The following is a 15,143-nucleotide window of genomic DNA, read 5'->3' on the forward strand; positions in this document are numbered from 1 at the left end:
GATGGCAACGCCAAAGGCGATCACCTGGACACCGCCCGGCAAAACCCTCTCTACCGAGCGCCCGAGGCGCCGGCGGTACCGCAGCTGCCGCCCGAGCTGGCCTATATCTGGACCTGGTTCAGCCAGCTGAATCAGAAGCGTCAATGCGGCATGGCCGTGAATTCGCTGACCAGTGCCGAGATATTGGGCTGGCAGGCGCGCCACGGTGTCCGTTTCGATCCGTTCGAGGAAGTCATCATTGATCGCCTGGATGCGTTGTTTATTTATCACCAGAATAAGAAGGAAAAATAATGCCTGATATCGCCGAGCTTGGCCTTTCAATCGACACGCGTCAGCTGGAGCAGGGCGCCCAGGCCATGGATCGCCTTGGCGCCGCCAGTGAGAGTGTCGAGAAGAAGGTCGACAGCGCGACGACAGCCATTGACAAGCTTGGTAAGGCTAGTGCGGAAGCCAAGGGGAAAACTGCCGAAGGCGCGGCGGCCGTCGATGCCGTCGGCGAGGCCGGTGCACGCGTGGTGCAAAAGGTTGATGCAGCGACGGCCTCTATTGACGCAATGGGCGCCACCACCACCCGTATTCGCACTGTCTTCCTTGGCGGCAGCAACACGCTTGATGGGTTCATGGGCGCATCGATGGGGGTCTGGCGTAGCAGCGAAGCCGCCGCCAATGGAATTGATAGTCTCGGCAACTCCGCCGAACGCACATGGAAGAAGCAGGCTGATTACAACGGTGCCATGAACGATACTGCTCGTATCATGCGGCAGGCCGCCGATGCTGCGCGCACCCTGGAAGAGTCCAACCATTCCCTGCTTGTATCCCTGCAGCGCGAGATTGATACCTTTGGAATGGCGCGCGGCGAGCTGGAACGCTATCGCGCGGCCGAGTTGGGCTTGGGCAGCGCGGCCCAAATCAAGGCTGCGGCATTGGGCAATAGCATTGATGCCATGCACCGCGAAGAGCGGGCTGCTCGCGATGCCGCCGGAGCCCAGGATCGGGCCGCCCAGGCTGGCGACCGCTTTATTAAAAACCTCCAGGATCAGGTAGTCACGCTGGGCATGACGACCCAGCAGCTACAAGCATACCGCGCCGCTCAGCTGGGCGTTTCCGATGCGGCGGCGCCACTGATCAACAAGTTGGCCGAAACTGGCGAGGGCGCCAAGAAAGCCGGCGGGCACATGGAGGGCTTTAGCTTCCAGTCCGCCAGCGCAAAACGTGAGTTGCTCGTGCTCGCCCACGAATTGAGTCAAGGGCAATTCAGCCGTTTCGGCGGTTCGATGATGGTATTGGGCGAGCAGACTGGCGCCGCAGGCTTGCTGTTCAGTAGTACTGGCCTGGCCGTGCTGGGCTTTGCAGCCGCGCTGGGCACGGTGGCGTACGCAATGATCAAAGGCGCCAGCACGCAGCGAGAAATGAACAATGCCCTGATCTCGACCAACAACTACGCAGGAGTTACCAGCGACAAGCTGAATGAACTGGCGCATGCCGCGACTGCTGTGCACGGGAGTATTGGCGAGGCGAAGAAGGTTGTAACGGAATTGGCCGGCACTGGCAAGTTCACGGGCGACCAGATCGCATACATCACCGATGCTGTCATTGCGTTGGAGACTGCGACGGGCGAATCCGTCAAAAAGACCATTAAGGAGTTCGAGTCCCTGGCGGTTCAGTCGACAGGCAGCACCAATCGCGCCACCGAGGTGATTACCCGCGCAACCGTCAAACTGGATGATACCTATCACTTTTTGACGCTTTCCGTCTATGAGGCAATCCGCGCATTGGAAAAAGACGGCGATGCAAAAGGTGCGTCTGCCGTCGCTACAGCGGCTTTCGCAAAGGCGACCAAGGATGGTGCTGACCAGATGATTGCCAACCTTGGTGGTGTGGCGCGCGCCTGGCATGGCGTAAAGGAAGCAATCGGCGGCGCTATGGATGCCATCGGAAGCTACGGCGCCAAGGCCACGCCTGCGGCCGATGTAAAAAAATACAGTTTTCGTCTGTCGGAGTTTGATAAGGGGCTGGCCGATAGTAATCTGCGCTTGGGGCGGGCACCTGATGCCATTACACCTGAACTTCAGGCCGCCCGCACGCAGATTGTTCTTGGTCTGACGGACGCGGTAGATAAATTGAACAAGGCCGACGCTGTCGCGCTTGCCCAGGGTGAAGTCGCGACCAAGAATTCGCGTGCTGTTCATGCTGCTGCGATGATCCATGCGGAAGATATCCGCCTGCAGAAGAAGGGGATGGGTGAGCTTGCGGTCGCCTTGGATGCATACCAGTCGAATATTGATGCCATTCGAGCTGCTGACCCAAATTCACCTCTTATTACCCCTGACGCGATTGCCGCTGGTATTGCTGCTCGGAAAAAAGCACATACCGATCAGGCCAAGCCGAAATCTGACCCGGTCGAAAACACCGAGCTTGCCGATCAAATCAAGCAGTACGCGAAAGAATCTGCGACTGCAAAGGCGCACTACGACGCGCTCGGTCGGCTCGATGATATGTATCTGAAGGGTGGTGAATTGTCGGTCCAGCAGGCATATGAGAACAAGCGCAGCTACGCCCTCAAAACTTATGAGGCTGAAGTGGATGCATACGACCTCCAAATCAGCGCGCTGCAAGGCCACCAGAATGCGACCAAGGCTGAGGCCGCCAAGCATCAGAAGGAGCTGAACGAGATCTTGGGCAAACGCGATGCTGCCGAAAAGGCCTTCTTCGACGCAAGCTTCATCCGTGACGAGGAAGAGCGCCTGCGCCAAGCGGCAACCGCGACGGCCGCAGCCGATGCCGCGAACAAGGAAATCGCATCGATCAATGCGCAAGTCGCGGCTGTCGAAGAGCAGATCCGCACTTACGGCATGCTGCCAGCGGCCAAGACGGCACTGGCCATCGCAGACCTGGAAGAGCAGAGCGCCGCGCTGGCCGGATTTGCGAACAGCGAGAAAACGCTCGAGTTGAACGATCGGAAGATCGAGAGCCTGAACCGCCTGCGTGCCGCGCAGGGCATCGCGCAGGCGCAGGAAGCCGGGACGGACGTCGCCAAGGCCAAGGAACTGCTGGACATCCTAACGGCTGTCGATACCGCAACGAAGTCGGCAGCGCAAGGCATGACGGCCTCGTTCGGCGCTGTCGGCACGGCCATCGGCGGGCTGACGACAGCATTGTCTGGCTATGCCGTGCAGCAGCAGGCTATCACTGCACAATTGGCAGCGTCCACCAAGGATGCGCATGGCGATCCGACCAAAATCGCCAAGGCTCAAGCTACAGCAGCCCAGCAGGGCGCGCAGGCGCAGATCAAGTCTTATGGCGACATGGCCAGCGCCGCCAAGGGCTTCTTCAAGGAAAACAGTACTGGTTACAAGGTGATGGAAACCGCAGAAAAAGCATTTCGTGCATACGAAATGGCGATGGCCGTCGAGTCGATGATCAAGAAGGTTTTCTTCAAAGAAACGGAGGTAGCAGCCAATCTGGCCTTGAACGCCACCAAGCTGACCGGCGAGGCGACGACTACGGCCGCGTCCACCGGCCTGGCCGCAACCGAGGCGAGCGCCTGGGGCATTACGGCCGTGGTGAAAGCCCTGGCCTCGCTGCCGTTCCCGCTGAACTTGGCCGCTGGCGCCGCGACGCTGGCGGCCGTAGTGGCTATCGGGGCAAAAATGTTCGGTGGCATGAGCGGGGGCAGCGTCAGCCTGTCTGAACAACGCCAGGCTGCCAACGGTACCGGTACGGTACTGGGCGATTCGTCCGCGAAGTCGGAGTCGATCGCACATAGCCTGGCCATCATGGAGAAAAACTCCGGCCTGGGCTTGGCGCACACCATTTCAATGGATTCGTCGCTGAGGAAGATGGTGGCTGGCATTGGGAATTTGTCCAGCCTGCTGGCGCGCTCCGGCGTGACGGGTGCTGGCGGTGGCGCAGCAGCTGGCGTGCAAACCGGCTCGACGTCGACGCTGGGCAAAGGTGGGCAGTTGGCGTTGTCGGGCGCGGCGACTTACGGCGGCGCCATTCTGGGCGGGAGCATCGCCGGCGCGATGACGATGGGCACGATTGGCGGCAGCTTGACGATGATGGGCGCGGTAGCTGGTCCCATCGGCATGGCAATCGGTGCGGCAATTGGTTTTGCTGTGTCCAAATTGTTTAAGACTTCGACGTCGATTAAAGACCAGGGCATCACAGGCAATGCCATGTCGCTCGGTAATGTAGATGCGTTTGGCTTTACCGCCCAAGCGTATGCCGACATAAACGTCAAGAAGAAAGCACTTGGCATCAGTTATAGCAGCAAAAACAGCACGCAGACGGCACCGCTTTCGGATGAAATGAACGATCAGTTCACCATGATCATCAGCAGCATGGGGCAGACCATCCGCAACGCGGCAAATGTGTTGGGCATGGGTGGCGATACGTTTAATGCCCGCCTCAATTCCTTTGTGGTCGACCTGGGCAAGATCAGCCTCAAGGATTTGAAGGGCGAGGAACAGCAGAAAGCACTGGAAACCGCATTTTCCAAGATGGGCGATGACATGGCCCGCTGGGGAGTGGCCGGCCTGCAGCAATATCAGGCCGTGGGTGAGGGCTATCTGGAAACCCTGGCGCGCGTCGCCAATAACTTCGTGCAGGTAACAGACGTGTTGGCGGTGCTGGACAAGTCGTTCAGCACGACCGGCCTGGGCGCGGTAGCGCTGAGCGAGCACCTGATCGAGGTGTCTGGCGGCATCGACAAGCTGACCAGCGGCACCGGCTACTTTGTGCAGAATTTCCTGTCGGAGGCCGAACGCATGGCGCCAATCACCAAATCGGTGAATGAAGCCATGGGTAAGTTGGGCTTGGCTGGTGTGAAGACGACGGATGCCTTCAAGGCTGCCGTGCTGTCGGCTGCCGACGGCGTGGCGACGGGCAAGGCTGGAGCCGCCGAACTGTACGCATCTTTGCTGGCCCTGGCTGAGCCGTTCAAGACTGCGGCCGATTACGCTGCCGAGTTGGCAGCGGCAACTGGAGAATATGCGGTTGCGGCCAAGACGGCGAGCGAGGTGGCTACAGAGCGCCGCGACCTGCAGCAGCAGCTGAACGAATTGACGAAAAGCGAAACGGCACTGCTGGCCATCCAGCGCGCCGGTATCGCAGACGTCAACAAGGCGCTGTTCGACCAGGTGCAGGCGGCCAAGGCCGTGGTATCGGCCAAGGACGCGCTGTCCAAGGCTTACGAGACCGAATCGGCAGCGGCCAAGACGGCGCTGGAGAAATCGAAGTCGTGGGTGACGACCTTGAACAGCCTGAACGCCAGCATGGCCTTGGGTGGCCAGTCCATCCTCACTCCGGAGCAGAAATACGCCGAGGCGCGCGCCCAGTTCGAGAAAACCCTGGCCGCAGCCAATGCCGGCGACACGACCGCGCAGTCCGGCCTGTCGGCTGCCGAGCAGGCGTTCCTGACCGCCTCCCAGGTGGTCAATGCCTCGGATGCGAAGTATGCAGCCGACTATGCGCGCGTCATTGCAGCGAACCAGGACGCGGCGAAATGGGCCGCTGCGCAGGTCGACGTGCAGCAGGCCAGCCTGGATGCCCTCAAGGCACAGGTGTCGGGCCTGATCACCATCAACGACAGCGTGCTGACGGTGGCGCAAGCCATCGCCAACCTGCATGCGGCGATGGGCACGGCCGCAGGCCTGGGCGTGAAGTTCGACGGCTCCCATGCCGGCGGATTGGTCAGTACGCCGTACGACGGCTATATCGCTGAACTGCACGCCGGCGAGCCGGTGATTGACGCACCAGCGGCCGCTGCGCTGCGCCGCTACTTCGGCGGGACGGGGCCAAGCTCCGGCGGCGGCAACAACGACGCCCTGGTGGCCGAGATCAAGAGCCTGCGGGAAGAGGTTAAGGGCTTGCGCGCCGATCAGGACAAGCAGACCGGCGCCGCCATCCAGGCCACGGTCGAATCGAATGCCGTTGCCGCGAGAACCGTGGTCGAGGGCGTTGATAAATCTGCCCGGGCAGCCGCACGGGTCAAACAGGTGGAGTACAGTAAATGACAGATTCACAATTCCTGGAATGGCTGGAGACGCCCTCGGCCATTCGCATGGTGCTCATCGAGGTGCAAGTGAACGTGGCCGGCCAGGAGGTGACGCGTTATATCGCCTCCCGGCCGTACCTCACTGGGCCGCTTGAAGTGCCAGCGAATACCGAGTACTTGCCGCTGGCCACCGGCGGCCTGGCCTTCACCGAGCAGGTCAGCCTGACGGGCGAGGCGGGCTTGTCCGGCGGTGATATCGAGCTGGACAACGTCGATGGCGCGCTCGATAGCTGGCTCGCCGACGTCTGGCGAAACCGGGCGATCAAGGTCTGGTCGGGCGATCTGCGCTGGGCGCGCGCGGATTTCCGCCTGGTCTTCGACGGCATCATTGCCGACGTGGGCAGCACGGACCGCAATTCCATCAACCTTGCGCTGCGCGACAAGCTGCAACGCCTGGACACGCCGATTACCGAGGCCAAGCTGGGCGGCGTTTCGACAAACAAGGATGTAACGCTGCCGATCCCGCTCGGTGAATGCCACAACGTGGCACCGCTGCTGACGAACCCGGCGACGTTGGAATACGGGTTTCTCGGTGCTGTCGAGTCGATATTCGAGGTGCGCACCAACGGCAAGCCGGTGCCGATCATGGTCGACAACGCGACGGGCCGCTTCAAATTGACCATCAACCCGCTGGCCAATGTGGTGACGGCCAGCGTGCAGGGCGACAATGCCGGCGGCTATGCGCCACGCATCGCACCGCTGGTGCAGCGCATCGCCACCGGTTACGGCAAGGCGAGCGACCGTTTCACCGCTGCGGACCTGGACCTGGCCAACCTGGCCGCCTTCGATGCTGCCCATCCGCAACTGGTGGGCCTGTATGTCGCGGACCGGACCAACCAGGCACAGGCCATCCAGCAGCTCGCTGCCAGCGTGGGCGCGCAGGCGCTGATGTCGCGCACCGGTAAGCTGCGCCTGATCCAGATCGCGCTGCCGGCCGCCGGCGTGCCGGTCGAGATCGGCCCGGACCAGATGCTGGAGGGTTCGCTCCATCCAGCGCAGCGCCTGGCAGTGGTGGCGGCCGTCAAAATCGGCTACGACCGGAACTGGACCGCGCAGGCCAACCTGACGACCAGCATCCCGCCCGCGCATGCCGACCTGTACGCCACGGAATGGCTGACGGAGACGGTGATCGATGAGGCGGTCAAGGCGCGCTACCGCTTGACCGATGATCCGCCGCAGGTCGATACCTGCCTCAAAACCACAGAAGACGCACAAGCGGAAGCGGCGCGCCGCCTGGCGCTGCACAAGGTGCAACGCACGATATACGAGTTTGACGGGGAGCCGGAGATGATGCTGTTGGAGCTGGGACAGCCCGTGGTGCTGCGCGATGAGCGTTTTGGCTTGCAGGACGGCGCGCCGGGCGTAGTGGTGATCCTGTCGCCATCGTGGCTGACCGGCCGCGTCACCGTCGGGGTGCTGGTATGACCCCGATCGGCGGAACCCGTGACCGCTTGATCATGAACACCGTGCCGCGCTTCGAGCCGGCCAACGACCGCGTGCTGCTGCTGGCGGCAACGGCGCAGGCCTTCAAGGTGGCGGCCACGACAATCGCGGCGCCGGCCAGCATCGATTTCACGGCCGGGCTGGTGAATATGCAGGGCCAGGTGGCATTCGCCGCCAGCAATGCCAGCGTGCTGACGCGCGTCGGCAACGTGGCCACGCTGACGTATGGCGGCATGGTGGGCGAGAGCGTGACGGTCACGGCCAGCATCGTGGTCGACGGCCTGACCTATACGGCCAGCCAGACCGTCAGCAAGATATTTGACGGCGTGACCGGCAATTCCTCGCGCGTCTGCTACAGCAAGACCAGTCTCTCCTCGCTGGCCACCGCCCCGTCAACGATCAGCACGGAGGGGAGCGCGTCGTTCCCGCCGCTCAACACCTGGGGCGCGGGCACCGTGTGGGAGGGATCGCCGCAGGCTTTTGGCGCCGGCGAATCGTTGTACCGGTCCGACGGCATTTTCAATCCGGCCAGCGGCACCACCAGCTGGGCCGCGCCCTACCTCAACGCATTGAAGGTGGGGCAGCTGAGCGCGATTGCCATCGATGCGGGCAAAATCAAGGCGGGCGACTTCGAAGGCGTCACGCTACACGGAGGTTCTGGTTATGCGCACAGCACCTACACTTGGCCGCCAAATCTCGGCACCGGCTATCACTTGAGCGCCGCCGGCATGCTCCTGGGCAATCCACTGCTGGGTAAATACCTGCAGCTCGATGCCGACGGCAATATTTACGCGCCGGGTTTTTCTATCGTCAACGGCAGTGCCATTTTCAGTGGGGATTTGGGTGGCGCAGCAGGCACGTTTAAGGGCGAGTTAAAAGCCGCGACAGGCTCGTTTAAGGGAGAATTAATGGCTGCGACAGGCACCTTCGGCTTGATTCGTAGTGCCACGAGCGGCCAGCGGACGGAATACGACAGCAACGGCATCCGCATTTATAACGCTGCAGGCAATTTAATTGCCAGATTTGGAGTGTGGTGATATGCCTTGCGGACTGCAACTATGGGATGGCGTGAATGGTGCTCTATACCTCGACACAACGATGCTGATCGGGCGCCTGATTGGCCAAATCGATATCGGCACCGCGACCTCTGGATCGGCGACATTCCCTGGACTGGCATCTGGCACACCCTTTGCCATTCCGCTGATGGGCAAGGGTCAACCAGGCTGGTTTTATGAAAATTTCACTTTGCCTGTGTGCGTATTTTCTGGCGATTCGGTTTCATGGACGCGATACCGACCTGCAGAATATCCCAGCCCCAACCTGCCACCGTGCTCACTAATTTTGGGAATTAAATAATGACTGCCGGTTTCCAGTTGAAAAATGAGGGGCGTGATGACTATCAAATCGATGGCATGTATCGCTCTATGGTGCTAGCGCGCCACATCCAGGTTGTGACCAACACCGATCGAGGTGGTGACGAAGGGATTTACCAGGGCCCGGATCTTGTCAATGCCAGCTACGTTATTGTCCCTGTCGCGGCCGGTGAGGTTGTTGCTTGGCGCTGCGACGCGTATTGCGTTGTCACATCGGTCAGTGGGGGTACGGCGCTGATCATGTCGGGCGGCCCGGTTGGGACGACGATTGATCTCTATTTCTTCTTGCCCATTACGACCTCGAATGCGACGGCTGGTGCTCAAATATTCCGCGACGACGGGACGCTGGTTTTTTGCGCATCCAAGAAGCCGCTGGTTTTTGCTGGCGTCACCACTGGCGACGGCGTATTTAGCTATGCGCCTGGTCGCAGCTACGCAGCCATTTGCATCACCGCATATATGAACATGATGGTGACGGTGTTTGGCGCCCAACCTGCCGTTTCCGCACTGTATGCGGAAGTAATGGGCATGGCAAAGGCGGTTGCTGGTGGCGTGCAGGTTGATAAGCGAATGACATTCAGTTATTTCGCGGCAAACGCTGGGCAGGCTGTGTATTTTCCAGTGCGTGGCGAGACGCCACATGGAAATGTTTTTGCTGTTATTGACGTGACTGGATATTGAACCGATGGCAAATCTTCGCATCATCCACGACAACGCCGCAGACCGCGCGGCGCTGACGGCATCGAACCAGGCCGGCGCGCTGGGCCCGGCAAACCTGCAGCGCGAGCGCAAGTCCGCAGTGCTGCGCTCGGTCGGCACAACCCTGACCATCACCGCGACGCTGCCGCTGGGCGAGATCGTCGGCGGCGTGGCCCTTCCGTTCTGCAACCTGACTTCGAATGCCAAAATCCGCGTGCGCGGCTATACCGCGCCAGGTGATGCCGTACCAGTGATCGATACCGGCCTGATCCTTGCCTGTGCCTATGCGCCGCTGGGTGCCTGGGACTTTGGTGCCACGGCGCTGGCGGTCAATGCCTTTTCGTTTGGCGGTGGCGCCTATGCACGGGCCTGGTTCCCGCGCAAGACCGCGCGTCATTTTGTGATCGACCTCGCCGACCCCGGCAACCCCGCCGGCTACATCGAGTGCTCGCGCCTGGTGATGGGAAACTACTGGGAGCCGGAGAACAACGCCAGCTATGGCGCCAGCGTGACGCCGCTCGACACGTCGACGCTTTACAGGACGGCCGGTGGCGAGCAGCGGGTTGCTGCCGGCAGCACCTACCGCAAGTTGTCGTTGCCGCTCGAGCACATGACAGCACTGGATCGCGCCTCCGTGTGGCGCCTCGTGCGCGGCAGTGGCAAGCGCCTGCCGATTCTGGTGAGCCTGTTTCCCGACGATGCTGATCCACAGCTCGAGCAAACCCACCAGCTGTACGGCCGTCTTGCTGAACTGGCCGCCATCTCGACACCGTATTTCCAAACCTATGCAACATCGCTTGATATCGAGGAACTGTAATGGCAGACATTTTTTACCCAGAAATGAAGAATTGGCTCGACGCGCTTAATCAGTTGGCCAAGGGACAGCTGTTGCCAATTCAGGTCGACTGGGACGCTGCTCCTGGCTCCGTCAAGGAGATTCTGAACAAACCCGCGCTGGCGGCCGTAGCCACTTCGGGCAATAAAGGTGACGTGGACCTTGGGTCTGTCGACAATACCAGCGATGCCGACAAACCAGTGTCGATCGCGCAGCAGGCAGCGTTGGACGGAAAGGCAAATAAAGGCAGCAAGGCTGATGCCGGACTGCCCAATGCCGACAATACCAGCGATGCCAACAAACCGGTGTCGATCGCGCAGCAGGCAGCGTTGGACGGAAAGGCAAATAAAGGCAGCAAGGCTGATGCCGGACTGCCCAATGCCGACAATACCAGCGATGCCAACAAACCGGTGTCGATCGCGCAGCAGGCCGCACTCAATTTGAAGGCGAATTCGGCAAATCCGATCACCACTGGCACCTGGTTGCATAGCGGTGGGCCGCTATCGTTGAATTCCGGCGCGGCCAATTGGGGATCACTCGGTTCCGCTGCGGCGAGTTCGTCGTACCTCGCATTTATTCGGGGTGGAACAAGTACACCCGTCGGCTACATCGGGACAGATGGTGGAGCGGCAATCGGGAGCGGTAGCGGTGGTAATTTGGTGCTGAGAGCAGTTGGAAACTTGCATTTAGCAGCCGACGCCGGGATTGTGCTGCCATCCGCGGATGCGGTATTAGGTTTTGGTGCTACGAATTTCCGCTGGACGAATTCGTATTTCACGGTGTCGCCGACCATCACGTCTGATGCGCGCGAAAAAGATATGTTTCGCGCTCCCACGCCTTCGGAAATTGCGGCGGCCGCCGATCTGGCGCGGGCGATTGGAGTTTATCGCTGGAAAACCGCGATAGCATTGAAGGGGGATGGTGCCCGAGAACATATCGGGCCGACCGTCCAGGCCGCTATACAGATCATGGAATCGCACGGCCTCGACCCGTTCAACTACGGATTTATCTGCTACGACTCGTGGGTGGGTGAAACCATCGAGCATGCCGCCATCGAAGCGACAGACGACAGGGAAATGCAGGCAGCATGGACGGAAACGATTCCCGCCGGCGACCGGTACGCATTCCGCTACGACGAGTTGAATCAGTTTATCGCGGCTGGTTTCGAAGCGCGCCAAGCTGCGATCGAGGCCCGGCTCGCCGCCTTGGAAAGCGCAGTTTCGTAATTTTACGATGTTGACTTACAGCAATCCAGCCGCCTTCGGGCGGCTTTTTCATTTCCACCACCTGAAAGGCACTACATGGCCATCGAAACGACCGCCGCCGGCGGCGCACTGATTAAAATTTTTGGCATCCCGGTTCTGGCCGGCGCTGCCGCAACTTCACTGGGGTTCATGTTTATGTGGCCAAAAACTGCCAAGGAGGCGGGCGTGCGCTTCTTCGTCACCATTCTCTTTTCCGCCTTGATGGGCCCGGCCCTGGTCGTGGTCGTGCGCAACTGGATGCCGGGCCTGTTCGACAGCGCGCGCGCCGTCGCCGTGCTGTACGGCAGCGACCCGGCGCTGGGCTTCCTGTTCATCGCTGCGCCGCTGATGGTGGCTGCCGGCTTGCCCGCCTGGTGGGTGCTGGGCGCCACGGTGCGCTGGTTCGACAAACGCCGCGACAAGGACATCGGCGAGCTGGCTCGCGACGCGGTCGCCACCGTCAAGGACGTGCGGGGTGGCCTGTGAGCGCCGTCACGCTGGCCCAGCTGCTGGCCGTCATGCCGCTGGCCCGCAGCCGCGCGGCAGCCTTCTTGGCGCCGTTGAACGCGGCCATGGTGGAGTTCGGGATCACGACACTGGCGCGCCAGGCGTCGTTCCTGTCCCAAGTCGGGCACGAGTCCGGCCAGCTGCGCTATGTGCGTGAGCTGGCCAGCGGCCAGGCGTACGAAGGTCGTGCCGACCTGGGCAACACGCAGCGTGGCGACGGCGTACGCTTCCGTGGGCGTGGCCTGCTGCAGGTGACCGGCCGCGCGAACTACGCCGCCTGCGGCAAGGCGCTGGGCCTGGATCTGCTGGCCCAGCCTGAGCTGATCGAGCAGACCGTCAACGCCTGCCGTTCGGCCGGCTGGTTCTGGCAGACGCGCGGCCTGAATGCCTTGGCCGATGCTGGCGACCAGGAACGGGTGACGCGCCGCATCAACGGTGGAGTGAACGGCTTGGCCGAGCGCCTGACTTTGTATCGAGAAGCACGCAAGGTGCTGGTGTGATCGCGCTGACCAAGCTGGCGAGCGTAGTGCCTGGCTGGCTTTACGGTGCCGTGCTGCTGTGCATGCTGTCCGGCGCCGGCATGCTGCACCAGCGCGCACAAGGCAACGCCCAGGGGAGGGCGGCGGTGCAGGCGCTGTGGGATGCCGACAAGAAGACCCGTGCGGTAGCGGAAACGAAGGCGGTGGCGCAGCGCGCCGCCGAGAACTTGGTGCAAGCCAGGCAACAGGCTGCCAAGGCGGCGGCCGTCAAGAAAGTCTACGATGACGAAATCAACGATGTTCGCGCTCGCCTTGCTGCTGCTGAGCGCATGCGCAAGCCCGCCTTCTGTGCAAGTGCTGGACCTGCCGCCCCGGCCGGTGCCGGTAGCGCCGAAGGAGGCGCTGCAGCCGATCCCGCCGGCGGGCTACTTCCTGACGCGGTGGCGCGAGATATTCAAGCCCTGATCCTGCAGACGGAGGAGGTGGCGGCGACGGGACGGGCTTGCCAAGCGTTTGTGCTGGCAAGTGGTTTGAGAAAATGATAGAAATTTCTGCGGCACTCTGGCCCCAATTTACGCCCTGGATATCCACACTTGAAACGGAATTACAAAGAAACTGCGGACGCTATCGATAAATGGTTTTGATGGATATTCAATAGCCTCTTGACCCTTTTTTGATCGAATTCTGTTGGCTAACTCATGTATGTCGCCAACTTCTTTTCCGTCTAAAAAATTTCCTTTAGTCCCTCCCATCATTGACGCAGACTCAATGGTATCAAGGTCGTTAAAATATACTTTCAGTTGCGGTCGATTCATGTACAAGGTTTGTTTGTACATCGAATCCTTGACTGTAAGCTCACTCTCTGCATCCCAATCGACGTCAACAAAGGCAAGAATAGAGCACCAAATACAATAAATAGCGAAGACAGTCGTTAATCTTTTCATTGCCCTATCATTTTTCTTAGAGATTAAATTTCAATATTTATGTATTGAAATATTGTTAATTAAGGCCGGAAGTATAGCAAATTGCCAACAGGAAATACTCACACATTGTCACGAGGTGCGATTAGCGCAGCCAATTTCTCTCCCAGTGCTGCCCAAGCAGCTCGCTTCTCGTCCACGTAGTCGTGCAGCATGAGCCACAATTATGCATTACAGTAATGCTATGTGCGCCGACTACACCCCCAGCCGTAAAGAGCAAATCGAAGACCGCTTCGGCGTTCGATCGCCACAACTCGAGTTGCCTCCAGAAGCATGGCCCGGCTACATGGCGCCTATCCTGCGTGGTTCGCACGAAGCGCCCGGTAAGCTCGAAATCGCCCCTGCCATGTTCGGCATGGTCCCCCACTGGGCAGACCACAAGCTGGCTCGGCAGACCTACAACGCCCGCACCGAGACGGTGGCCAGCAAGCCATCCTTCCGCAGCGCCTGGAAGCGCAAGCAGTTTTGCATCATTCCTGCGGTCAACTTCTTCGAACCCAACTACGAAACCGGCAAGCCTGTGCGCTGGCGCATCGAGCGCGCTGACGGCGGGCCGGTGGCCATCGCCGGCATCTGGGAATATCGCCCGGCCGACCAGCTGTTGTCGTTCTCGATGCTCACGATCAACGCCGACGGGCATCTGCTGATGCGGCGCTTCCACAAACCAGACGACGAAAAGCGCATGGTGATGATCCTGGACCCTGACCAGTATCAAGGCTGGCTGGACGGCTCGCTGGTATCGGAAGAGGACGTTTATCGGCAGTATCCTGCAGAGCTGCTCGTTGCGCAGCCCGATCCGATGCAGCCGCGAACCCGTGCGAAAGCGCCTGGGCCAGTTACGCCTGTGGGGCAGGGCGGGCTCTTCTAGTTACAAATTTCGACTTCCCGACCCTCACTTTAGTTAATATACTGTATGCATGTACAGTAATGTTAAACAGGTGCGGCGCCGTGGCGTCCGCAAATCAGAGCGGGATCTCGCCAACGAACCGGGTGTTTTTGGTGAGATAACCCTATTTCGCGTTGGCGGCTACCCCGTCTTGCAAGTGCATGCGCCTGGTGGTTTTGCGGATGGGAAGGACCTTTACCCTTGTCTGCATGAGGCAGTTTGCACTGGAATGCGCGATTGCTTTCTGGTATGGCGGGGCTGGCAGCGCGAAGGTAGCCAGGAGGATAAAAACGGTCCGACTTACCTGCAGGAATGGCGTGTAGAGATTATTTCCATGCGGGCGCCGCAGGAGGCTATGCCATTTTCCGCGGCAACGGCAGGTGGGGGTTGATCATGGGCAGGTATCGTTCGCCCCTCAGCATCGAGCAGCTGAAAGAAATCCAAGATCGCAACGACTCGGCCGACGTGATCGCGCTCTTGTGGGAGGTGCGCCGTCTGCGCGAGATTGCCGCTACGGCCGACGAATTAGATCGAAGCCTGGGCCCGCGCGTAGGCATGTCTGGACTGATCCGTGCTTCGCTTCGGGTACAACTGGACGGCCAGCCATGCTTTGTTGTAATGCAGCCACCCGCATGAGCC

The 15,143-nt window shown here is 60.4% G+C and carries 12 protein-coding genes; 11 read left to right on the forward strand and 1 reads right to left on the reverse strand.

Annotation, left to right across the window (positions count from 1 at the left end):
* The first annotated feature begins 24 nt into the window (after positions 1–24).
* The 10 genes from MRBLMS1_RS14585 to MRBLMS1_RS14630 all read left to right on the forward strand — a co-directional run bounded on the left by MRBLMS1_RS14585 (position 25) and on the right by MRBLMS1_RS14630 (position 13,180).
* A complete protein-coding gene (locus MRBLMS1_RS14585) occupies positions 25–291 on the forward strand; it encodes a phage tail assembly chaperone (RefSeq protein WP_485880097.1) in 267 nt (88 codons plus the stop codon).
* Positions 291–6,017: a phage tail length tape measure family protein gene (locus tag MRBLMS1_RS14590; RefSeq protein ID WP_485879965.1), complete on the forward strand. Its 5,727-nt coding sequence runs from the start codon at positions 291–293 to the stop codon at positions 6,015–6,017. Before MRBLMS1_RS14585 ends, MRBLMS1_RS14590 begins: the two co-directional genes overlap by 1 nt.
* Positions 6,014–7,483 carry a hypothetical protein gene (locus MRBLMS1_RS14595; protein ID WP_485879967.1) on the forward strand — a complete coding sequence of 490 codons (1,470 nt, stop codon included), beginning with the start codon at positions 6,014–6,016 and terminating at the stop codon, positions 7,481–7,483. Before MRBLMS1_RS14590 ends, MRBLMS1_RS14595 begins: the two co-directional genes overlap by 4 nt.
* A complete protein-coding gene (locus tag MRBLMS1_RS14600; protein ID WP_485879969.1) occupies positions 7,480–8,538 on the forward strand; it encodes a hypothetical protein in 1,059 nt (352 codons plus the stop codon). The genes MRBLMS1_RS14595 and MRBLMS1_RS14600 overlap by 4 nt, the downstream gene beginning before the upstream one ends.
* Positions 8,539–8,856: 318 nt before the next feature.
* Complete coding sequence (locus tag MRBLMS1_RS14605; RefSeq protein ID WP_139089421.1) at positions 8,857–9,555, forward strand: hypothetical protein; 699 nt, start codon at positions 8,857–8,859, stop codon at positions 9,553–9,555.
* Positions 9,556–9,559: 4 nt separating this feature from the next.
* Positions 9,560–10,390: a hypothetical protein gene (locus tag MRBLMS1_RS14610; protein WP_485879971.1), complete on the forward strand. Its 831-nt coding sequence runs from the start codon at positions 9,560–9,562 to the stop codon at positions 10,388–10,390.
* Complete coding sequence (locus tag MRBLMS1_RS14615; RefSeq protein WP_485879973.1) at positions 10,390–11,634, forward strand: tail fiber domain-containing protein; 1,245 nt, start codon at positions 10,390–10,392, stop codon at positions 11,632–11,634. Before MRBLMS1_RS14610 ends, MRBLMS1_RS14615 begins: the two co-directional genes overlap by 1 nt.
* A 174-nt stretch (positions 11,635–11,808) precedes the next feature.
* On the forward strand, positions 11,809–12,138 hold the full coding sequence (locus MRBLMS1_RS14620; protein WP_485879974.1) for a hypothetical protein: 330 nt from the start codon (positions 11,809–11,811) through the stop codon (positions 12,136–12,138).
* Complete coding sequence (locus tag MRBLMS1_RS14625; protein ID WP_485879976.1) at positions 12,135–12,659, forward strand: glycoside hydrolase family 19 protein; 525 nt, start codon at positions 12,135–12,137, stop codon at positions 12,657–12,659. Before MRBLMS1_RS14620 ends, MRBLMS1_RS14625 begins: the two co-directional genes overlap by 4 nt.
* Positions 12,656–13,180 carry a hypothetical protein gene (locus MRBLMS1_RS14630; protein ID WP_485879978.1) on the forward strand — a complete coding sequence of 175 codons (525 nt, stop codon included), beginning with the start codon at positions 12,656–12,658 and terminating at the stop codon, positions 13,178–13,180. Before MRBLMS1_RS14625 ends, MRBLMS1_RS14630 begins: the two co-directional genes overlap by 4 nt.
* Before the next feature lie 30 nt (positions 13,181–13,210).
* On the opposite strand, the gene MRBLMS1_RS14635 is transcribed toward MRBLMS1_RS14630, so the two are convergent.
* Positions 13,211–13,582 carry a hypothetical protein gene (locus tag MRBLMS1_RS14635; protein WP_485879980.1) on the reverse strand — a complete coding sequence of 124 codons (372 nt, stop codon included), beginning with the start codon at positions 13,580–13,582 and terminating at the stop codon, positions 13,211–13,213.
* A 202-nt stretch (positions 13,583–13,784) separates the two neighbouring features.
* Between MRBLMS1_RS14635 and MRBLMS1_RS14640 the strand changes: the two genes are divergently transcribed.
* The gene (locus MRBLMS1_RS14640) at positions 13,785–14,486 is read left to right on the forward strand and encodes an SOS response-associated peptidase (RefSeq protein WP_485879981.1); all 702 of its coding nucleotides are present in this window, start codon (positions 13,785–13,787) and stop codon (positions 14,484–14,486) included.
* Positions 14,487–15,143 lie beyond the last annotated feature (657 nt).

Origin of the sequence: Massilia sp. LMS1-1-1.1, assembly GCF_040815535.1 — a bacterium.
Classification (GTDB): Bacteria; Pseudomonadota; Gammaproteobacteria; order Burkholderiales; family Burkholderiaceae_D; genus Janthinobacterium; species Janthinobacterium aestuarii.